Raw genomic sequence first — 20,904 nt, 5'->3', positions numbered from 1 at the left:
CCCGAATTTCTTGACGACCATAGAGCGTTGGAACCACCTGATCCCATCCCGAACTCAGCAGTGAAACGATGCATCGCCGATGGTAGTGTGGGGTTTCCCCATGTGAGAGTAGGTCATCGTCAAGATTAAATTCCGAAACCCCAATTGCGAAAGCAGTTGGGGTTTTGTTTTTGTCCGCCATGTAGGAGCGAGCCCGCTCCTACATGGTCATTGTAAAAAAAATCACATAAACCTGACTTCGCGCTTTTGCTAAGGTGCAGCTCATTTTTAATGGACTGAGTTTGCGCCCACGGATCGGCATTCTTTTCAAAGAGCTGCTGTAGAAATGCCCGGACCGATACCCATCAAGGACCACGAGAAAGAGACACGCCTGGTCAATACAAGGCTGCTGGCCTGCGGCTTGTTCGTTGCCGCTGTCACCTGTGCATTGGTGGTGCGTATGTATGTCCTGCAGGTAGTCGAGTTCGACTATCACTCGACCATCTCCGAAAACAATCGCGTACATGTCCTGCCGATTACGCCGACCCGCGGGTTGATCTATGACCGCAACGGCGTACTCCTTGCAGACAACCGTCCCAGCTACAACCTGACCATCACCCGCGAACGTGCTTGCGATGTAAACGAAGAGCTGGACGAGGTAGTCAATCTCCTGCACTTGCCCGCTGAAGATCGCACGCTGTTCGACAAGGCAATGAAGCAGGCACGTCATCCGTTCGTACCCGTGACGTTGTTCTATGAGCTGAGCGAAGAACAGATTGCCGTACTCGCCGTCAACGAGTTCCGCCTGCCGGGCCTCGATGTCGAGCCGCAATTCGTTCGACACTATCCATTGGGCGAGCACTTCGCTCATTCGGTCGGCTACGTCGGACGTATCAACGAGAAAGAGTCAAAGGCTCTGGATACGGTCGAGTACCGAGGTACCCAATCCATCGGCAAGACCGGGATCGAAAAATTCTACGAGTCGCAGCTGCACGGCCATGTCGGTTATGAGGAAGTCGAAACCAATGCCCAGGGCCGCGTGCTGCGAGTGCTCAAGCACACCGACCCGGTGCCCGGCGAAAACATTGTCCTGAGCCTCGACGTCAAGCTTCAGGAAGCCGCCGAACATGCCCTGGGCGATCGCCGTGGTTCGGTGGTCGCGCTGGATCCGTCGACCGGTGAAGTACTGGCCATGGTCAGCAACCCGAGTTTCGATCCAAACCTGTTCGTCACCGGTATCAGCTCAAAGGAGTACTCGACACTACGGGACTCCATCGACCGACCGCTGTTCAACCGTGTGCTGCGTGGTCTCTATGCGCCGGGTTCGACCATCAAGCCGGAAGTGGCAATCGCCGGCCTCGATGCGGGTGTCGTCACGCCACAGACCCGCGTGTTCGACCCCGGTTATTACCAACTGCCGGATTTCGATCACAAGTACCGCAACTGGAACCACAGCGGCGACGGCTGGGTGGATATGGATGCGGCGATCATGCGATCCAACGACACCTACTTCTATGACCTGGCACACAAGCTCGGTATCGATCGCCTGCACGACTACATGGCGATGTTCGGACTGGGTGAGAAAGTCTCCCTGGACATGAATGAAGAATCCCCCGGCCTGATGCCATCCCAGGCCTGGAAGCGTGCCACCCGCCGTCAGGCCTGGTTCCCGGGCGAGACGGTGATTCTCGGCATTGGCCAGGGCTACATGCAGGTCACGCCGCTGCAGTTGGCCCAGGCCACGGCGCTGATTGCCAACAAAGGCGTGTGGAATCGCCCGCACCTGGCCAAAACCGTGGACGGTGTCGCACCGGTGGATGAGCATCCGATGCCGAACATCCTGCTCAAGGACCCTCGTGACTGGGAGCAGGTCAACCACGGCATGCAGATGGTGATGCACGATGCCCGCGGGATTGCCCGGGCGGCGGCGGCCGGCGCGCAGTACCGTATCGCCGGCAAGAGTGGTACCGCGCAAGTGGTGGCGATCAAGCAGGGCGAACGTTACAACCGGGAGAAAACCCGCGAGCGTAACCGCGACAATGCCTTGTTCGTCGGTTTTGCCCCGGCCGAGCATCCGAAGATCGTAATTTCGGTGATGATCGAAAACGGTGAGGCCGGTGGTCGCGTCGCAGGCCCCGTGGTGCGGGAGATCATGGACGCCTGGCTACTCGATCAGGACGGGCACCTCAAGCCGCAGTACGCCGTGCCGAACAAGGCGCCGGGCGATCCTCACGTCTGAACCCTCACGGCTTCACAGCACAGGCTCACGGATGTTGAGCATGTGCTGGAAGCTCTCGAGGAACTCCGTTTTGGCTTGGCTCATCTTCTGTACAGCCTCAGGCGTAGGCGAGGGCTTTTTCTTCCAGCAGTTCCTCATACAACGCCGCCCATTTGCGACCCATTTCGTCCGCTGTGAACAGATTTTGATAACGGGCCTGCGCCTTCTCGCCCATTTGCGCCGCCAGCACCGGGTTTTCCCAAAGCGTGCGCATCGCCTCACGAAATGCCGATGGATTGCTCGGCGGCACCACGAGCCCGGTCTCGTTATGGATGTTGATGTAACTGGTGCCGGTGCCAATTTCACTGGAGATCATCGGTTTGCCATACATCGCGCCTTCGAGCAGCGAAATGCCGAATGCTTCGGAGCGCAGGTGCGATGGGAACACGATGGCGTAGCTCAGTTGCAGCAGCGCCACTTTGTCCTCGTCCCCCAGACGACCGAGGAAGTGAACATTGCGTAAACCCAAGGCGGCCGCCTGGGCATGCAGCTCTACTTCCAGTGGGCCGGCACCGACAATCACTGTCGGGTAATCCAGGTCCTTCAGGGCATCGAGCAGGATGTGCAAACCCTTGTAGTAGCGCATCACACCGACAAACAGAAAAAACTTGTCGCCGAGTTTTTGCCGCCAGTGGGCCGTTCGATCACTGTCAGGCTGTGGGTAACCTGCCTTGTTCAGTCCATAGGGAATCACTCGGGTCTTGTCCTGAAACTGTTGCAGCACATCACTGGTGTGCAGGTAATTGGGCGATGCAGCGACGATCCGGTCGGCGCTGTGCAGAAAGCGATTCATCAGCGGCCGGTAAAGTTTGAGCAGCTGTTTCTGGCGGATGATGTCCGAGTGGTACGTCACCACGCTGGGTTTGTTCAGGCCGCTGGTGAAATGCACCAGGTCCATGAACGGCCATGGAAAGTGGTAATTGACCACGTCGGCCTCGGCTGCCAGCTCGCGAAACTGTTTGAAGACGCTCCAGGAAAACCCTGTAGAGGCGAACTGAATGTCGAGCCTGGCTCGATGGACTTCATGTTGAGCGATCTGCATCACCGGCGGTGTCGGATCGGCACTGAGTGTCAGCACCTTGCCTTCAACGCCGTGCAGGGCACCGCTTTCGCACAACTGGAAAATCACTTGTTCGATCCCGCCGACCGAGTCAGGCAAGTACGTCTTGAAAAAATGAAGAACTCGCATTCAACCTCCCATTGCCTGGCGGTAAGCGCTGGCCGTGACTTGTGCGCAGCGTTGCCAGGTAAAAAGCCTTGCCTGTAGCAATCCGGCTTCTCGGCATGCCTGCCAATGCGCTAGATCCTCGATCAGACGACTCATTGCATCGCGCAAGCCGTCGGTTTCATCCGGTTCAACATAGTTACCCGCAGAGCCTGCCACTTCGGGCATGGCCGAACGTCTGGTCAGAATGACCGGTGTGCCGCAGGCCATGGCCTCCAGCACCGGCAGGCCAAAACCTTCGTAAAGCGACGGAAAAATCAAGGCCCGGGCGCCGGCCAACAGCTGCGCAACGTGTTCGTCTGGTAGATAGCCCAGCAAACAGACATGACCGCTGGCCAGGGCCTGGTGCAATTCTTCGCTGAACTGCTCGCGCTGCCAGCCGGCCATGCCGACGATCAGCAATGGAAAACGCTGACGGACTGATTCCGGCAATCGGGCGTGGGCGCGCAGGGCCAGGGACAGATTCTTGCGCGGTTCCAGGGTGCCGACACAGAGGAAGTATTCCCGCGTTTCGACGCCATGGGTATTGAGTACGGCGTCGATAGCCTCGGGGGAACGCGGGTGAAAACGCGCGGCTACACCCAGCGGAGCGACGACAAATCGCTCGGCCGGTAACCCGAAATGCGCCTGGGCTTCGTCAGCAATGAACTGCGAGTCGGTAAGAATCAGACTTGCCTGTCGCACGCCGTCGGCCACGCGCCGTTCGATTTCTCGCAAGCGCGCCGGTGGCTGCGTTTCGGGATAGTGCAGGTGAGTCAGGTCATGCAGGGTGATGACGGTCGGGCCGTCGAACGACAGCGGCCACAAACTGGGTTCGTGGTAGAGGTCGATGGCTTGCGCGCGGCCTTGATCGAAGCGTTTCTGCTCCAGCCACCGTCGGGCCTGATAGGCCCCCGGAATCTGCCGCAGCAATGGCGTCAGCCGGGAATAACCGGGCATGGCCGCTTCAGGCAGCACAGCACTCCAGCCCCAGCCATGAAACAGCGCCAGTTCAATATCCGGTTCATCCGCCAGGGCGTTCGCCAGTTCGGCGACGTAGTGGCCGATGCCCGTGCGCGGCGCCTGGAGGATGCGGGCGTTAAGGGCAATGCGCATGCTGACTCTCAGGCACCTTCGCATCGCTGTGCAGGTTGCGCTGGATGCGATCGACCAGTTGCGCACTCGCCTCGCGCCAGCTCAGCCAGCGCCAGTTATCCAGGTTGAGGGGCGCTGGAAACGCGTCGCCATTTTCCATGTCGATGACCAGGTCGGCCAGATTCTGCGGGTCGGCGAGGTCGAAATACGCCATGTACTCACCGCCGATTTCGCGGAACACCGGGATGTCGCTGGCCATGGCCGGCAGGCCTCGCTGCATGGCTTCGACCAGCGGCAAACCGAACCCTTCGACGTAGGAGGGGAACACCAGCGATGTTGCGTGGGAGTAGGCGTGTTCCAGGCTCTTGTCCGAAAGCGTGTTGAACATGAACAGGCGCTGGTTCAATTGCGGATGCTGGCGAATACGCTCGATCAGCGCCTCGCACTTCCAGCCAATCTTGCCGACGATGCACAACCGGGCCTTGGACCCGGCCGCCCAGGCGCGCTCGAACGCGTCCAGCAGATACGCATGGTTCTTGCGCGGCTCGATGGTGCTGACCATCAGGAACACAGGGTCCGGCGTCTTGAACATCTGCAGCAGCCCCGGGTCGACGGCGGACCGGGCATCGGTCAGGTCGAGTTCGGAACCGAGGTGAAAATAGTCGAACCAGCGTTGCTGAACCTGCGCGGTGCCAATCCTGCGGGTCATCTCCTGGCGAACCTGATCGCGGATGGTGGTCGAGATCGCCACGTAGCCATCGGCGGTGCGGGCGATCCAGTCGAACCATTCGTTGAACACCTTCACCAGCCCGGCGTCGCAGAACTGCGGGTGGGTCAGGGGAATCAGGTCGTAGATCACCGAAACGATGCCGACCCCGTCACGCTTGAGTTGCTCGGCCAGGGGGAAAAAGTTGGCGTGCCAGGACGAGTCCAGCAGCACCAATTGATCGCCGGCGCGATGCTGCAATGGCACGCAGCGCTCGGGAACCTTCTGGCCCTTGAGTGCCCGGTCGAGCAGGCGCATCGGCAGGCTCAGGCAGGCGAACGCGGTCAGACGGCAACCGACGTAAAGCACCCTGCGGGCGAACTTCGATTGGCTGAAAGGACGGCGTCGTTCCAGCGCGCGGTGGCGCAGCCAGAACTGATTGGCGAACTGTTCGAGCTTCACCCGCAGGCTCACCAGATCCACTTTGACGGTCGGCAAGGGCGCCAGGCTTTTCACCTCGAACAACGCGCCATTGATCATCACCACCGGAATGCATTCACGCTGGGCGTCTGCGACCGGCAATTGCTGAATCACATTGCGAACGACCCGCTGAATGCCCGAGTTGGCGTCGGGGTGTTCGAAAACGTAGGTACATTCCACCAACAGTCTGGTCATCGCGTCACCCCAACGGTTTCCACCAGGTTTTCGCTGGAACGGGTCACGCTGGTCTGCGCTTCGAGCCAGGAGCAACCCACGAAGTCTTCCTGGCGATTGTTGATCACGTGGAAGACCAGCCCGTAGTCACGCCATTCGAAATTGCGATCCAGGTGCGAGTCCAGTCGCGACAGGCTCAGGGCCACCGAATAGTTGCCCTTGCCCAGGCGCATGTCGAAGGCAAAACGGTAGGTGACGCGTTCGCCGGCACTCAGGTCGGTGAGGGCTTTGTCGACCCGGTGGGTATTGATGCCGTACATGGGCTGACCGAGGCGATCCTTGATCATGAAACCGAGAATCAGCCGCTCGATGTCCTGGCGCACCTCGACCTGCACTTCCAGAACCATCGCCTGGCCGACTTCAGCCACCTCCACCGAACGGCCCTTGGGGTCAAGCAGACGGACGCTGAGAATGCCTGCTTCGCCTGTCCCGGAAATGGTTTGCACCTGCCCGTTGGCGAGCATTTCCTGGCGCACGGTCTGGCCCTCGCGCTGGGCGAGCATGGCGTTGTAGTAGTCCATCACTTCTTCGGGCTTGCCGCGCATGGCCATGCGCCCGTTTTCCAGGAGGATGGCGGTGTCGCAGATCGACTGGATCGCCGAGCGGTCATGGGACACGATCAGCAAGGTGGTGCCGGCCTTGCGGAAGTTGCGGATGCGATCGAAGCTTTTGTGCTGGAAGTAGGCGTCACCCACAGACAGCGCTTCATCGACGATCAGGATGTCCGGACGCCGCGCGGTGGCCACGCTGAATGCCAGGCGCATCTGCATGCCGCTGGAATAGGTGCGAACCGGATGGTCGATGGCCTCGCCGATTTCGGCGAAACTCTCGATTTCCGGCATCAGCGCTTCGATTTCCTCCACCTGCATGCCAAGCAACTGGCCGGCCATGAAGGTGTTCTGCCGACCGGTGAAGTCCGGGTGGAAACCCATGCCGAGCTCCAGCAGCGCTGCCACGCGACCTTGCAGTTGGATCTCGCCGCAGGTCGGCTGGGTGGTGCCGGTGATCATCTTTAATAGCGTGCTTTTGCCGGCTCCGTTGACCCCGACGATGCCCACGGCTTCGCCCGGCTGAATCTCGAAATCGACCCCTTGCAGCACCCAGTGCAACTGATGCCGGGTGCGGGAAAACGGCACCAGCCATTCGAACAACCGGCTCCAGCGATTCGGGTACTGCTTGTAGGCCTTGCCCAGGCCACTGACACGTATATGTCCCATCAGAGCTCGTCCACCATTTCACCGACACGCTGGCGGAACAGCCGCAGCGCCATCCCACAGAACAACAGGCCGATCACCAGCAACGGGACCAGCGAGCTCCAGTCTGGCCATTGGTTGTAGAGAAACAGGTTCTGGTAGCTGTTCATCAGTGCTGTCATCGGGTTCAGCTCGATAAAGGGCTGGACGCCCGGCGGCAGGATCGACAGCGGATAAACGATCGGTGTCAGCCAGAACCAGAATTGCAGGCAGATGCCGAAAAACTGCCCGACGTCGCGAAAAAACACGTTGAGCACGCCCAGGATCATCCCCAGCCCCGCGGCGAAGATCACTTGCAGCACCAGCAGCGGTACCAGCGCCAACAACGCCATGCCGGGCAGCCGCCCGCTGATCAGCAGGAAGCCGAGGAACAACCCCAGGATGATCGCGAAATTGATCCCGGCATTGAGCAGCACGATGACCGGCAGGCAGATGCGCGGGAAGCTGATTTTCTTCAGCAGGTTGGCGTTTTCCAGGAACATGCTCTGGCTGCGCGTCGTGATCTCGGCGAACAGTCCCCAGGTCAGCAAGCCGGCGCACAGGTACACGCTATAGGCCAACCCGTCGTCCACGCCCGGCAAGCGGGCGCGCATGATGGTGGAGAAGATCACCGTGTAGACCAGGATCATCGACAGCGGATTGAGCACGGTCCACAAGGCACCGAACAGCGAGTTGCGATAACGCGCCTGAAACTCCCGTTTGACGCTGCCGAGGATGAAACCCCGGTAACTCCACAGCGATTGGTAAAGATTACGCAGCATTCAAACCGTCCTGCCGTATTGATCTTCGAAGCGGACGATGTCGTCCTCCCCCAGGTATTCGCCGCTTTGCACTTCGATGATCACCAGGTCAATCACGCCGGGATTCTCCAGGCGATGCTTGTGACCGGCAGCAATGAAGGTCGATTCGTTCTTGGCCACCAGGTGCGTGCCGGTGCCATTGTTGGTGACCTTGGCCATGCCTTCGACCACCACCCAGTGTTCATTGCGATGGTGGTGCATCTGCAGCGACAACTTGGCGCCGGGCTTGACCACGATGCGTTTGATCTTGAAGCGCGGGCCTTCCTCGAGCACGGTGTAGGTGCCCCATGGCCGGCTGACCGTACGGTGCAGGCGATAGGCTTCGTGCTCTTTGTCCTTGAGTTGCCTGGCCACCCGGCGCACATCCTGGGCGCGGTCGGCGTGGGCCACCAGCACCGCGTCGGCGGTGTCGACGATGATCAGGTTATCCACACCCACGGTCGCGACCAGACGGTTATCGCTCTGGACGAAGTTGTTGTGGCTGTCGATGAAAATCGACTCGCCAACTGCGCGGTTGTTTTGTGCATCCGCCGGTACCAGCGCAGCCACCGCACCCCAGGAGCCGATGTCGCTCCAGTCGAAACGGGCCGGCACGACGACCACCTTGTCGGAGCGCTCCATCAACGCGTAGTCGATGGAAATGTCCATGATTTCGCCAAACAGGGCCGATGACAGTTCCTGTTGCAGGCTCCCGGCGTTTTCCACTGCGGCGCTGGCGGCCATGCAGGTCTGCGTCTGCTCCAGCAAGGCGGGAGCATGGGTTTGCAGTTCGGCCAGCAGGCTGGCGACCGAGAAGCAGAACATCCCGGAGTTCCACAGGAAGTTGCCGCTTTCCACGTAATGCGTCGCGGTTTGCAGGTCGGGTTTTTCGACGAAGCGCCGCACGCGGGCAGCGCCTTTATCGTCCAGCGATGTGCCGGCTTCAATGTAGCCAAAACCGGTTTCCGGAGCGGTCGGCACGACACCGAAGGTCACCAGGTGACCGCGCCTGGCCAATGTCACGGCATGCTCGACCGCGTCCTTCAGCGCGTCGACATTGACGATCAGGTGGTCGGCGGGCATGACCAGCATGATCGCGTCGTCACCATGCAGGGCCTGCAGGGATAGGGCGGCGGCGGCAATGGCCGGCGCCGTATTGCGACCCGTCGGCTCCAGCAGGAAGTGCCCGCGATGCCGGCCCAGGTGCGCGTCCCGAAAGTGATCCTTGCTCTGGAAGTAGTACTCGCGGTTGGTCACCGTGACGATATCGCCCCAGCCGTCGAGCAGCTCCGCAGCACGCTGATAGGTCTTGCCCAGCAGCGACTGGCCGTCAGGCAAGGCCATGAACGGTTTGGGATGGCCTTCACGCGACACCGGCCACAACCTGGTCCCGGCACCGCCGGAGAGAATCACGGGAATCAGCATGGCCTACTCCTTGGCGACGCGTTTCATGTCCGCATCCATCATCATGCGGATCAAGGTATCCAGATCGGTTTTTGGTTTCCAGCCCAGCACACGCTGGGCTTTGGCCGGGTTGCCGAGCAGCACTTCGACTTCGGCCGGGCGGAAGAACGCCGGGTCGATCTTCACGTAATCGCGGTAGTTCAGGCCCACGTGATCGAAGGCGATCCGGCACATCTCGCGCACGGTGGTGGTGACGCCGGTGGCCACCACGAAGTCGTCGGGTTTGTCCTGTTGCAGCATCAGCCACATGGCTTCGACGTAATCCCCGGCAAAGCCCCAGTCGCGTTTGGCGTCGATGTTGCCCAGGAGCAGTTCCTGCTGCTTGCCCTGCTTGATGCGGGCGGCGGCGTCGGTGACTTTGCGCGTCACGAACTCGATGCCACGCAGCGGTGATTCATGGTTGAACAGAATGCCGCTGCTGGCGTGCAGGTTGAAGCTTTCGCGGTAGTTCACGGTGATCCAGTGGCCGTACAGCTTGGCCACACCATAAGGGCTGCGCGGATAGAACGGCGTGTTCTCGTCCTGCTGCTCGGCCTGGATCAGGCCGAACATTTCGCTGGTGGACGCCTGGTAGAAACGTGTATGCGGGCTGAACTGACGAATCGCTTCGAGCAGGTGGGTAACGCCCAGGCCGTCGACGATGCCGGTGGTCACCGGTTGATCCCAGGAGGCCGCGACAAAGCTTTGCGCGGCGAGGTTGTAGACCTCGTCCGGCGCCGACTTGATCACCGCGCGCTGCACTGAACAGGCATCGGCCATGTCGCCGTCCAGGTAGACGATGTCCGCCTCGACTCCCATCTCGCGCAGGCGCCAGCGCGAGTCGCTGCTGCGACGCGCCACCAGGCCGTGGACTTTGTAGCCCTTGTCGAGCAACAGTTTCGCCAGATAAGCGCCATCCTGGCCGGTGATACCTGTGATCAATGCACTTTTAGTCATTCTTGTCGTACTCGCTTCTCCCAGTCGGACAGGATCGCCCGCAGGGATTGTTGTGTTGTGATTTCAGGCTTCCATTCGGTGGTTTGGGCCAGCCTGGCAGGGCTGCCACACACCCGACGCTGATCCGCGCGGCGAAGGCGCGCAGGGTCCTGGACCAGTTGCAGGTCGACCTGGGCAAGATCTGCCAGCTGTTCGATCAAACTGCGAATGCTCTGCTCGCGCCCCGAGCAAATGTTGTAGACCTGCCCCGGCGTACCTTTTTCCAGCAAGGCCAGGTAGGCCGAGACCACGTCCCCGACATCGAGGAAATCGCGCGTGACGTCGATGTCCCCGACCTCCAGTTGTGGCCCTTGCAGGCCTTGCTTGATCCGGCAGATCTGACGTGCGGCGCTGGCGATGACGAAGCTGTCTTTCTGCCCGGTTCCGATGTGGTTGAACGGGCGGGCAACCAGTACGGGCCAGTCTTCGCTCAGGCCCCATTGCAGGCTCAGGAACTCTGCCGACAGTTTGCTCACGGCATATGGGTTGCGCGGGCAGGGTGGTTGCAATTCAGTGATGGGCAAATCGGCTTCAGTGACCTGGCCATAGACATCACCGGAGCTGACGTACAGGAACGTGCCGGTGAATCCGCGCGCCTTGAGGGCTTGCAGCAGGTTCAGGGTGCCCAGCAGATTGATGTTCAGGGTGCGCGCCGGATCACGAAAGGCCTCCGGGACGAAAGTCTGGCCCGCCAGGTGAATCACCGCATCGGGCATTTGCGGCCACAAGCCTTCGAGGCTTTCCGGTACGCCGAGATCGTAGCGGCAAGGAACAGGCAGAAGCTCCCATTCCGAGGCATCGGCCTGCAAACGCGATTGGATGTGTTGCCCTGTGAATCCAGTCAGGCCCGTGACAAACAGACGTTTTTTCAACAGCGACCCCCCGGTCATACATTTCATCCAGTCCTACAGACCTGATGGAAGGGTCTCACGAATCAACAGGATCGCTCGCAAAGACAGATGAAATGTTTGTTGTAGTTGTTTGGTGGTCAATCTGTGCCATTTGCTCGGCAATTTCAACAGGTCCAACCGTGACTGATCAGTTCTCGTCAGCGTAGCCTGATTTATTCTCGTCGGGCGGTTCACGGATCCTCAACGGATGTGGTTAGAATGCCCCTCGTCACGATTACCCGGGGTTCGGCAGCGTCGCTTCGAAACTGCGAGAAACTGACCACTAAAACAAGAACGAAGACGGGCAGGAAGACGATGGACGAGCGCCAGTAAACACTGACTCGAACCGTATCCTCCCCGTCATAGCGTGAAGCTGCCGGGATGGCGGCGTCACCGTGGGATGCCATGAATTTCATTCTTTACTCCGACGTCAACGACAGCTCCATCAGCCAGAGTCTCGGCCGTCCCGAGTACAGTTACTACTTCGTGCTCAAGGCGTATCGACCGCTGTTCGAAAGCCTCGGACCGGTGTATGTGGTGTCATCGGCCGCCGAGGTCGACCCGCTGTATCGGCAGTTGCAGCAGGCCGGTCAGGACTGCCTGTTCATTTCGTTCGCGCCACCGCACAAGACCCCCACCGACTTGCAATGCCCGATGGCGTGCGTGGTCGCCTGGGAGTTCGACACCATTCCTGCCGAGCACTGGGACAACGATCCGCGTCAAGACTGGAGCCACACACTGGCACGCCTGGGGCGGGTGATCACCTTGTCCACCCACACCGCCGAAGCCATCCGCCGGACCCTGGGCGACGACTTCCCGGTGCTGGTGTTGCCGACGCCTTTGTGGGAACGCTTCGCCGGCATCCGCCAGCAATATCCCGGTACTCCGGTGAACGCGGGTGCTACGTTGCAGATCAAGGGTTGCATCCTGGACAGCCGCTCGATGGGGTTGTCCGCCGATGGCCTGATCGCGCCGCTCATCGAGCAACCACCAGAGGAAATCGTCGAGCCGGAACCAGAGCCGGAACTGGAACCGGTACCGGAACCAGCGCCACCGTTGACCCCGCGGCGACGCCTCTTCATCACCAAGCATTACCTGCGCGAAGCCTGTCGAGCGTTTTCGAATGAGAGTGAGCACTCGACGCTGTTCCTGCTTAAACACAACCTGCTGTTGTGGTACCGCGAAGCCGTTCGCGATCTGGTGCCGGATGCCGTTCGTCCATGGCTGGCCAGATTTCGCACGCCTCAACCGTTGCCGGTTGAACCTGCCGTCAGCGAAGCGCCCGCGCCGGATGCGCCTGCTATCAGCCAAGCCCCTTCGCAGGACGAGCATCCACAAGCGGCTTTCCCCGACACCAGCCAAACGGTGGAAATCGAGGTCGATGGCGTCATCTACGTGAGCGTGTTCAACCCCGATGACGGGCGCAAGAACTGGCACCACCTGATCACGGCGTTCTGCTGGGCGCTGCGTAATGTGCAAGATGCCACGCTCGTGTTGAAGATGACCCAGAACGACCTGTCGACCTATTACGTCGAGCTCATCACCTTGCTGTCCCAACTCTCGCCCTTCGCCTGTCGCGTGGTGGTCATGCACGGTTATCTGCAGGACGAACAGTTCGCCCGGCTCTATGGCGCGGCGAGTTACTACGTCAACGCTTCACGCTGCGAAGGCCTGTGCCTGCCGCTGATGGAGTTCATGTCCTGCGCCCGGCCTGTCATCGCCCCGAACCACACGGCGATGCGCGACTACATCGACGAGCGTGTGGCCTTCGTCGTCAAGTCCAGCCAGGAACCGACGATCTGGCCGGAAGATGCGCGCATCCTGTACCGCACCTTGCGCCACCGTCCGGACTGGGGCTCGTTGAAAATGGCTTATGAGAACAGCTACGCGATGGCAAAGTACCAGCCGGACGCCTGGCAGGCCATGGCCGACGCGGCCAGCGAACGCATGCACGAATATTGCAGCTTCGCCCCGGTGCAGCAGCGACTGGCGCTGTTCTTCAAACAGGAACCTGCCCGTGACGCCGTGCCGGTGGTTGCTGAAACGGGGGCTGCATCGTGCTGATCATCATTCATTCGGAAACCAACAAGAGCAACATCCAGCAGAACCTGGGGCGGCCCGAGTACAGCTATTACTTCGTCCTCAAGGAATTTCGCCCGGTGCTTGAACGACTGGGGCAGGTGATCGAGGTCAGCAACCCGGACGAACTGGTCGATCGGCTGTATTTCGATTGCCTGAGCCGGGGCGAAGACTGCGTGTTCCTGTCCTTCTCCCCGCCGCATCGCACGCCGGTCCACTACGCGTGCCCGACGATTCCGGTGTTCGCCTGGGAGTTCAGCACCATTCCCACCGAGAGCTGGCAGGGCGAACCGCGGCATGACTGGCGGACGGTGCTGGGCACCAGCGGGACGGCGATCACCCACTCCAGTTTTACCGTGAATGCCGTGCGCGATGTTATGGGCCCCGATTACCCGATCAGCGCTATCGCGGCGCCTGTCTGGGACCGTTTTGCCGCCCGTGGCGAGCCTCTGGACAAGCGTCCGGTCGTGGGCCCGACGCGTCTGAACCTGCGCGGGCTGTTGATCGACAGTCGCACCACGGACTTGCGTCCCTACGGCCCCGAACGCTTGCGCGAGGGCACACCGATCGCCTTCGACCAGCCGCCGCGCGACTGTGAGCTGCTGCTCGAAGGCGTGGTCTACACCTCGGTGTTCAATCCTTACGATGGGCGCAAGAACTGGAAGGACATGATCAGTGCGTTCTGCACTGCCTTTCGCGACACGCCCGACGCGACCCTGGTGCTCAAGCTCACGCACCATGACATCGCCAACGCGCTGAACGACATGCTGCACCACGTCTACAAGAATCAGTCCTACCAATGCCGCATCGTGCTGATCCACGGCTATCTGTCCGACATCGACTATGAGCGTCTGGTCGAGGCCACCAGCTACGTGGTCAACTGCTCCTACGGCGAAGGGCAGTGCCTGCCGTTGATGGAGTTCATGTCCTGCGGCAAGCCGGCGATTGCGCCGCTGAACACCGCCATGGCCGACTACATCGACCGTGACAACGCGTTTATCGTCGACAGTACCGACGAACTGACATCCTGGCCCCACGATCCTCGCGCAGCGTATCGTACCCTGCGTTACGTCACGGATTGGGACTCGCTGTGCACGGCATTTTCCACCAGCCATGACGTCGCCAGACAGGACGTCGAGCGCTATCAACGGATGTCGGCCCATGCCGTGCGCAGCCTGCAGGGATTCTGCAGCCAGGCCGTTGCCGAGCTGCGCCTGAAGGCGGTGTTCGAGCAATTGCTGCAACGGCGTGAAGCAAACTGCGCACAAGCGTCGGGCACATGATTCGGCGCCTGCTTGCGAAGTTGCGGCCCGCACCGGTAGCGGTCGCCCCACCAGAAGCGCGAGTCTCGCCCAGGGACATCGGTTTGTACGATGCCCTGCTCGACGGCTGGTTTCTCGGCGACAGCGGCGAATTGCTCAAGGGGTTTGCCATCACCGCCGACGACACCTTGCTGGATGTCGGTTGCGGTGAAGGCGTGGCGACCTTGTTCGCGGTCCGCCAGGGCGCTTCGGTGATCTTCACCGACAGTGAACACGACAAGGTCCGCGAGCTTGCCCGGCAAGTGGCGGCTCAATCGGACAAACCGAACCTGGGGCTGGTCAGCAACAGTTTGCCGCTGCCATTGGCCGACGGCTGCGCCAGCAAAATCGTGTGCATGGAAGTGCTGGAACACATCGATCAGCCAGAACCCTTCATGGCCGAACTGGTGCGCATGGGCCGTCCCGGCGCGCTGTACCTGCTGAGCGTACCGTCCCCGGTGGGCGAGCATTTGCAGAAAGGCATCGCCCCGGCCAGCTATTTTCAATCGCCCAATCACGTGCAGATTTTCAGCCCCGAGCGATTCGCCGCGCTGGTGGAAGACGCTGGCCTGGTCATCGAGCATCGCCAGGCCACCGGGTTTTTCTGGGTCATGGGCATGATTTTTTTCTGGGCCAGTGAACGTGCCGCTGGGCGCGATCTGGGGGGGGCGGTTCGCGACCGGATTCAGGCGCCGTATCCGCCGCTGATGGAGAGCTGGGCGAAAACCTGGCAGGACTTGCTGGCCCAGCCCGACGGGTTGGCGATCAAGCAGATGCTGGACCGGTTCATGCCCAAGAGCCAGGTGATCATTGCTCGCAAACCTCATGTCCAGGAGGGTGCATGAGTAACGAAAAACGGATCATGGACATCGAGTTGCTGCGCGGCATTGCGGTGCTTGGCGTGCTGTTTCATCACCTGCAGGACAGCCTGTTCGCGGCGGCTGTGCCGTTGTTGCAGGCCATCACGCTGTACAGCCAGCCGTGGTGGGGCGTGGATCTGTTTTTCGCGATCTCGGGCTTTGTCATTGCCCGCAGCCTGATCCCGGGCTTGCGCCGCTGCACCACGCGTCAGGAGTATTGGCAACAGACGCGCAATTTCTGGTTGCGCCGGGCCTTTCGTTTGCTGCCGTCGGCCTGGTTATGGCTGGCGCTGATGTTGCTGGCGTGCCTTTTTCTCAACCGCTCCGGCGCGTTCGGCACCCTGCACGCGAACCTTCAGGCGACCCTGGCCGGCATCGCCCAGTACGCCAACTTCCGCTTTGCCGACAGTTTTTATCGCTACGAGTACGGCACCAGTTTCGTGTACTGGAGCCTGTCGCTGGAGGAGCAGTTCTACCTGCTGTTTCCGCTGATGATCGTGCTGTTTCGCAAGCACCTGGTGTGGGCGTTGCTGGCGCTGGTTGCGCTGCAATTGTTGACCTTGCGCACGCCGATCCTGATGGTGGTGCGCACCGACGCGCTGGCCCTTGGCGTGCTGTTGGCGATGTGGAGCGTGCAGCCTTCGTACCGGCATTGGGAGCCGACTTTCCTGCGTCGCCCCTGGGCCGGCTTGTCGGCATTGGTCGGGATTGCATTGGTGCTCGGTTTCATGGCGACGGACCGTTTCACCTTTACCCATTACCGGATCGGTGTGATTGCGCTGTTGTGCGCGCTGCTGGTGTGGATCGCGTCCTACAACCGCGATTACCTGATGCCCAAGGGAACGTTCAAGAACGTGATGACCTGGGTCGGCAGTCGTTCCTACGGGATTTACTTGATCCATATCCCGGCCTACTTGCTGGTTCGTGAGTTCATTTTCCGTTTACAGGCTGCCGGGCTGCCCAGTCCGGCTGGTCATCCGATTCTGATGTTGCTGATGGCTGGGGGCCTGATCGTGCTGCTGAGCGAACTCAACTATCGCTTCATTGAAATGCCCATGCGCAACCGCGGTGCCTCGCTGGTCAAACGCCTGGGCACCTCCCGAACAGCCGTCCCATCCTCTGGAGCCACCTCATGCTGAGCCTTTTGAAGAAACTCACGGCGGGCACGCCCGCGCCTGCGCAGGCAGAGACACCGCCCGCAGCGCCAGTGGCGGAGAAGGTCGACCCCTACATGCTCGGCCTGCACGATGCGATGCTCAGCGGCTGGTTCAATCAGCAGACCGGCGAACTGTTCACCGGATTCCCGGTGACCCCCGAAGACACACTGCTGGATGTCGGCTGTGGCGACGGCGGCAACGTGCATTTCTGCGGGATGCGCGGGGCGAAGATCATCATCGCCGATATCGATGCGGCCAAGGTCGAGGCGACCCGCCAGCGCCTGGGCGATACACCGGCCCGGGACGTCGAATGCCATGTCACCGACTGCAACCCGCTGCCGATAGCCGATGCGACCGCCACGCGGGTGGTGTCTACCGAGGTCATCGAACACGTGGACGATCCGGCGCAGTTCCTCGCTGAACTGGTGCGCGTCGGCAAACCGGGCGCGTTGTATCTGCTGAGCGTCCCGCATCCCAGCTCCGAAGACCTGCAGAAAGATATCGCGGCGGCCGAGTATTTCCAGAAGCCCAACCACATCCGCATCATCAGCGAAGAGCAGTTCAAGGCGATGGTCAGCGATGCCGGCCTGGAAGTGATCAGCCACAGCCAGTACGGATTCTACTGGTCGATGTGGATGCTGTTGTTCTGGGAAGCCAAGGTCGATTTCAGCAACCCGGACCATCCGCTGCTCAACCACTGGGCGGATACCTGGCAGGCGATCCTGGCTTCGCCACGGGGTGCACAGATCAAGCAGGCGCTGGATGCGGTGGTGGCGAAAAGTCAGGTGATCATTGCGCGCAAACCCTGATTAGCCACCTGTGTGAGCGACGGTCTTCACCAGGCCGTCCGGCACCGCCATGCGGTGCCGATCCGGTTGGCGGCCCATTATTGGCTGGAGCGAACGGCCCCACCATCAATCAACAGGTTCTGCCCGGTCAGGTAGCCCGCATGGCTGCTGCAAACGAAGGCACACAGCGCACCGAACTCCTCGGCTGAGCCGAAGCGCTTGGCAGGAATTTCGCTGCGGCATTGGTCAAGGAATACCTCACTGTCTTGCCCCAGCTCCTGGGCAGCAGCGACCAGGTTGTCACGCAGTCGATCAGTGTCGAACGAGCCCGGTTGCAGGTTGTTGATCGTCACATTGCGACTGGCAATGTTTTCTTGCCGGGCAAGCCCTGCGATAAACCCCGTCAGACCACTGCGCGCGCCGTTGGACAGACCCAGGCTTTCGATAGGGGACTTCACGGCACTCGACGTGATGTTGATGATTCGACCAAATCCACGTGCCGCCATACCGTCTACCGTGGCCTTGATCAACTCGATAGGCGTCAGCATGTTGGCATCCAGCGCCTTGAGCCAGGCGTCGCGATTCCATTCGCGGAAATCCCCGGGGGGAGGGCCACCCGCGTTGTTGATCAAGATATCGAAATGCTCATGGGCCGTGAGCGCTGCCGCCCGACCCTCGGGCGTCGAAATGTCTCCGGCGACGGTGATGACCGTCACCTCAGGATTGATCGCCCTGAGCTGACGGGCTGTTTCATTCAGCGTCTGTTCGCCCCGTGCGGTGATCACCACGTTCACGCCTTCGTTAACGAGCGCCTGTGCGCAGGCTTTACCCAGACCTTTGCTGGCGGCGCATACCAGTGCCCAGCGTCCTGCTATTCCCAGATTCATGTGCGTTTTCCTGAAAGAAGGAAGTTCGAAGAAAGTGCTTGCCTGCTCATGCATGATCCAGCGTTGCAGACAGGTTCGGCGATCGGGTACTGATGCCCATGAAGCGCCGCACGCGTTCTCCTTCGGCATCGCATCGTATGGTTTGCGGTGCGGCATCCAGTTGGATATTGCCGTTCTCCATGAAGACGACCCGGTCGGATATCGACATGGCAAAGTCCATTTCGTGGGTCACGATCAGCATGGTCATGCCTTCCTTGGCCAGGTCGCGGATCACGTTCAGCACGTCGTTGACCAGTTCCGGGTCGAGGGCCGAGGTCGGCTCGTCGAACAGCATGATCTGCGGCTCCATCGCCAGGGCTCGAGCGATCGCCACGCGCTGTTGCTGCCCGCCGGAGAGCTGGTGCGGGTACTTGTGGGCATGGGCCAGCAGGCCGACCTTGTCCAATAGCGCATAGGCTCGATGTTCACTCAGCTCGCCCGGCTGGCCGTGGTAACGCGGTGCCAGCGTGACGTTGTCGAGAATGGTGCGGTGCGGGAACAGGTTGAAGTTCTGGAACACCATGCCGATGTGCCGCACGCCTTTGCGCAGGCGGGAGCTGTTGGGTTTGTCCGACGCTTCGATGAATTTTTCACCGAACAACAGAATGTCGCCGGTATCGATGGTTTCCAGGCCGTTGACCGTGCGAATCAGCGACGTCTTGCCGGAGCCGGATGGCCCGATGATCGAGACCACCTGGCCATATTCGACATTCAGGTCGATACCCATCAGCACCTTGTGGGTGCCATAGCTCTTCTGGATGTTCTTCAATTGCAGGATGGGCGACGCGTTGTTGCCGGCGGCTTTGCGCGCAGTGTCGGGCAACGCTTCGGCGCTAGCCCTGAACCGGTCGATGGTGGCCGTGTCGAGTGTGTGCGGCTTGCGGAAGTTCAGGTCCAGGTAGCGCTCCAGGCGCTGCAGGAAATAACCGAACACGGTGACGATCAACACGTAATAGACGCCTACCGCTGCCAGGGTTTCCATGACCAGGAAGTTGGTGGCGTAGAGGCGTTGGCCGACCGTGAGGATTTCGGTCAGGGAGATGACCGAGACCAGCGAGGTCAGCTTGACCACCGTGATGTATTCATTGATCAGTGTGGGCAGCGAAATACGGAAAGCCTGGGGGATCACGATCAGGCGTTGCATGCCGAACAGGCCGACACCCAGCGCGCGCCCGGCTTCCTTCTGGCCCTTGGCTACGGAAATCAGGCCGCCACGATGGATTTCCGCCATGTACGCAGCTTCCGTAACCACCAGGGCCAGCAACCCTGCGTAGAAGGGGTTGGACAGAATCGGTCCGCTACCGGGAAACAATTGCGGCAGGTTGTAGACGAAGACCACCAGCACCAGCAACGGGATGCTGCGGAAGAACCAGATGTAGACCGCTGCGGGAATGCGCAACAAGGGCGTTTGGGACAGCTTGGCCGTGGCCAGGACAAAACCCAGCAGCATGCCGATGAACCAGGCCAAAGCACTGAGCTGGACCACCGTGACGCAGGCCTTCCAGAAGTCCGGCAGGGAGAACAGGGATAAGAAATACGACCAATCGAATTGCATGGGGCACCTCGATCTGCCGCCCCGGTGCAGGGGAGGCAGATGACCAGACTACAAGGACAGGTTCTTAGTTGGCAGTCGGCTCTTCCAAGCCATATTTCTGGAGAATTGCCGCGTATTCACCGCTCTTTTTGCTCTCCTCGAAGGCCTTTTGCACGGCCTGGTAGGTTTCGTCGTTACCCTTCTTGACGAAGATGCCCAGGGTTTGCTGATAAATCGGATGCTCGGTGGTGATCACTACCCGGCCATTGGTCTTTTCCGCGATCATTTTTGCCGCGCCAGCGATTTCAACCTGGGCCTGAATGTTCTTGGACAACAGGGCCTGGGTCACTTCGGGTGCCGAGGGGTATTCGCTGACGGTGATCGCGCCTTTGTTGTTCGGCACGCAGTATTCATCGGACAGCTTGCGGAATTCCTTGACCCAGGTAGTGCCCTGTTCCAGGCCCAGTTTCAGGCCGCACAGGTCTTCAGGCTTCTTTGCATTGATCTCGCTGCCCTTGGGCACCATGACCGCGGCACCGGTGTTGGCATAGGCGATGGTCTGGGCCTGGGTCTGGCGCTCTGGTGTGATGTACATGCCGGAAATGACCGCGTCGTACTTGCCGGAGTTCAAGCCGAGGATCAGGCTCGGGAACTTGGTGTCGACGAACTCCACCTTGGCGTTCATGTGCTTGGCCAGTGACGTTGCCAGTTCGGGGTCGGAACCCACCACATTCTTGTCCTTGTCATAGGATTCGAAGGGCGGGTAGGTGATCTCCATGCCGACCTTGAACGTGTCTGCCGCGGCCATGCTCACCGAGGCGCCGAACATGCCGGCTGCCAATACAGCCAGGCTCAAAAGGTTTTTCTTGTTGTTTTGCATGATGTGCTGACTCCGGCGTAGGTAGGGGTTTAGCTGAAAACT

At 60.5% G+C, this 20,904-nt stretch carries 18 protein-coding genes and 1 rRNA gene; 7 read left to right on the top strand and 12 right to left on the bottom strand.

What is annotated here, in order from left to right; genetic code table 11:
• Positions 1–9: 9 nt before the first annotated feature.
• Together rrf and mrdA are read left to right on the top strand one after the other, a co-directional pair.
• A 5S ribosomal RNA gene (rrf, locus tag KGB28_RS06095) occupies positions 10–125 on the top strand.
• Between the two features lie 200 nt (positions 126–325).
• A complete protein-coding gene (gene mrdA / locus KGB28_RS06090; RefSeq protein ID WP_223443469.1) occupies positions 326–2,218 on the top strand; it encodes a penicillin-binding protein 2 in 1,893 nt (630 codons plus the stop codon).
• 97 nt (positions 2,219–2,315) lie between these two features.
• Here the strand turns inward: mrdA and KGB28_RS06085 are convergent, their stop codons facing one another.
• From KGB28_RS06085 to KGB28_RS06045, 9 genes are all read right to left on the bottom strand, one after another.
• Positions 2,316–3,446, bottom strand: a complete 1,131-nt coding sequence (locus KGB28_RS06085; protein ID WP_223443467.1) for a glycosyltransferase family 4 protein — start codon at positions 3,444–3,446, stop codon at positions 2,316–2,318.
• Positions 3,447–4,577 carry a glycosyltransferase family 4 protein gene (locus tag KGB28_RS06080; RefSeq protein ID WP_223443466.1) on the bottom strand — a complete coding sequence of 377 codons (1,131 nt, stop codon included), beginning with the start codon at positions 4,575–4,577 and terminating at the stop codon, positions 3,447–3,449.
• Positions 4,561–5,937 (bottom strand): glycosyltransferase family 4 protein, encoded by a 1,377-nt coding sequence (locus KGB28_RS06075; RefSeq protein ID WP_223443463.1) that lies wholly within the window; start codon positions 5,935–5,937, stop codon positions 4,561–4,563. Before KGB28_RS06075 ends, KGB28_RS06080 begins: the two co-directional genes overlap by 17 nt.
• On the bottom strand, positions 5,934–7,193 hold the full coding sequence (locus tag KGB28_RS06070; RefSeq protein ID WP_223443460.1) for an ABC transporter ATP-binding protein: 1,260 nt from the start codon (positions 7,191–7,193) through the stop codon (positions 5,934–5,936). The genes KGB28_RS06075 and KGB28_RS06070 overlap by 4 nt, the downstream gene beginning before the upstream one ends.
• Complete coding sequence (locus KGB28_RS06065; RefSeq protein WP_223443457.1) at positions 7,193–7,990, bottom strand: ABC transporter permease; 798 nt, start codon at positions 7,988–7,990, stop codon at positions 7,193–7,195. The genes KGB28_RS06070 and KGB28_RS06065 overlap by 1 nt, the downstream gene beginning before the upstream one ends.
• Positions 7,991–9,433: a mannose-1-phosphate guanylyltransferase/mannose-6-phosphate isomerase gene (locus KGB28_RS06060; protein ID WP_223443454.1), complete on the bottom strand. Its 1,443-nt coding sequence runs from the start codon at positions 9,431–9,433 to the stop codon at positions 7,991–7,993. It lies immediately after the preceding gene.
• A gap of 3 nt (positions 9,434–9,436) precedes the next feature.
• Positions 9,437–10,408, bottom strand: coding sequence for a GDP-mannose 4,6-dehydratase (gene gmd / locus KGB28_RS06055; RefSeq protein ID WP_223443451.1), 972 nt, complete (start codon positions 10,406–10,408; stop codon positions 9,437–9,439).
• The gene (locus KGB28_RS06050) at positions 10,405–11,319 is read right to left on the bottom strand and encodes a GDP-mannose 4,6-dehydratase (RefSeq protein ID WP_223443474.1); all 915 of its coding nucleotides are present in this window, start codon (positions 11,317–11,319) and stop codon (positions 10,405–10,407) included. Before KGB28_RS06050 ends, gmd begins: the two co-directional genes overlap by 4 nt.
• A gap of 209 nt (positions 11,320–11,528) precedes the next feature.
• Positions 11,529–11,753 carry a hypothetical protein gene (locus KGB28_RS06045; protein ID WP_223443449.1) on the bottom strand — a complete coding sequence of 75 codons (225 nt, stop codon included), beginning with the start codon at positions 11,751–11,753 and terminating at the stop codon, positions 11,529–11,531.
• On the opposite strand from KGB28_RS06045, the gene KGB28_RS06040 reads away from it, so the two are divergent.
• From KGB28_RS06040 to KGB28_RS06020, 5 genes are read left to right on the top strand one after another with little or no spacing between them, the layout of a single operon-like run.
• Positions 11,743–13,401 (top strand): glycosyltransferase, encoded by a 1,659-nt coding sequence (locus tag KGB28_RS06040; RefSeq protein ID WP_223443446.1) that lies wholly within the window; start codon positions 11,743–11,745, stop codon positions 13,399–13,401. The two genes, KGB28_RS06045 and KGB28_RS06040, sit on opposite strands and share 11 nt — an antisense overlap.
• Positions 13,395–14,699, top strand: a complete 1,305-nt coding sequence (locus KGB28_RS06035) for a glycosyltransferase (RefSeq protein ID WP_223443443.1) — start codon at positions 13,395–13,397, stop codon at positions 14,697–14,699. The genes KGB28_RS06040 and KGB28_RS06035 overlap by 7 nt, the downstream gene beginning before the upstream one ends.
• Positions 14,696–15,562 carry a class I SAM-dependent methyltransferase gene (locus KGB28_RS06030; RefSeq protein WP_223443440.1) on the top strand — a complete coding sequence of 289 codons (867 nt, stop codon included), beginning with the start codon at positions 14,696–14,698 and terminating at the stop codon, positions 15,560–15,562. Before KGB28_RS06035 ends, KGB28_RS06030 begins: the two co-directional genes overlap by 4 nt.
• Entirely contained in the window at positions 15,559–16,716 is a 1,158-nt protein-coding gene (locus KGB28_RS06025; protein ID WP_223443438.1) for an acyltransferase family protein, read from the top strand. Before KGB28_RS06030 ends, KGB28_RS06025 begins: the two co-directional genes overlap by 4 nt.
• Positions 16,710–17,543 (top strand): class I SAM-dependent methyltransferase, encoded by an 834-nt coding sequence (locus KGB28_RS06020; RefSeq protein ID WP_223443436.1) that lies wholly within the window; start codon positions 16,710–16,712, stop codon positions 17,541–17,543. The genes KGB28_RS06025 and KGB28_RS06020 overlap by 7 nt, the downstream gene beginning before the upstream one ends.
• A gap of 77 nt (positions 17,544–17,620) precedes the next feature.
• Here KGB28_RS06020 and KGB28_RS06015 read toward each other — a convergent pair whose 3' ends face one another.
• The 3 genes from KGB28_RS06015 to KGB28_RS06005 all read right to left on the bottom strand — a co-directional run bounded on the left by KGB28_RS06015 (position 17,621) and on the right by KGB28_RS06005 (position 20,862).
• Entirely contained in the window at positions 17,621–18,409 is a 789-nt protein-coding gene (locus tag KGB28_RS06015; RefSeq protein WP_223443434.1) for an SDR family oxidoreductase, read from the bottom strand.
• 46 nt (positions 18,410–18,455) lie between these two features.
• Entirely contained in the window at positions 18,456–20,003 is a 1,548-nt protein-coding gene (locus tag KGB28_RS06010; protein ID WP_223443432.1) for an amino acid ABC transporter permease/ATP-binding protein, read from the bottom strand.
• A 64-nt stretch (positions 20,004–20,067) separates the two neighbouring features.
• On the bottom strand, positions 20,068–20,862 hold the full coding sequence (locus KGB28_RS06005; RefSeq protein ID WP_223443430.1) for an ABC transporter substrate-binding protein: 795 nt from the start codon (positions 20,860–20,862) through the stop codon (positions 20,068–20,070).
• Positions 20,863–20,904 lie beyond the last annotated feature (42 nt).

This window comes from Pseudomonas sp. BF-R-19, assembly GCF_019956445.1.
Lineage (GTDB): Bacteria > Pseudomonadota > Gammaproteobacteria > Pseudomonadales > Pseudomonadaceae > Aquipseudomonas > Aquipseudomonas fluorescens_BH.
The sequence above is the reverse complement of the archived record's forward strand: the minus strand, read 5'-3'. Positions and strand labels throughout refer to the sequence as shown.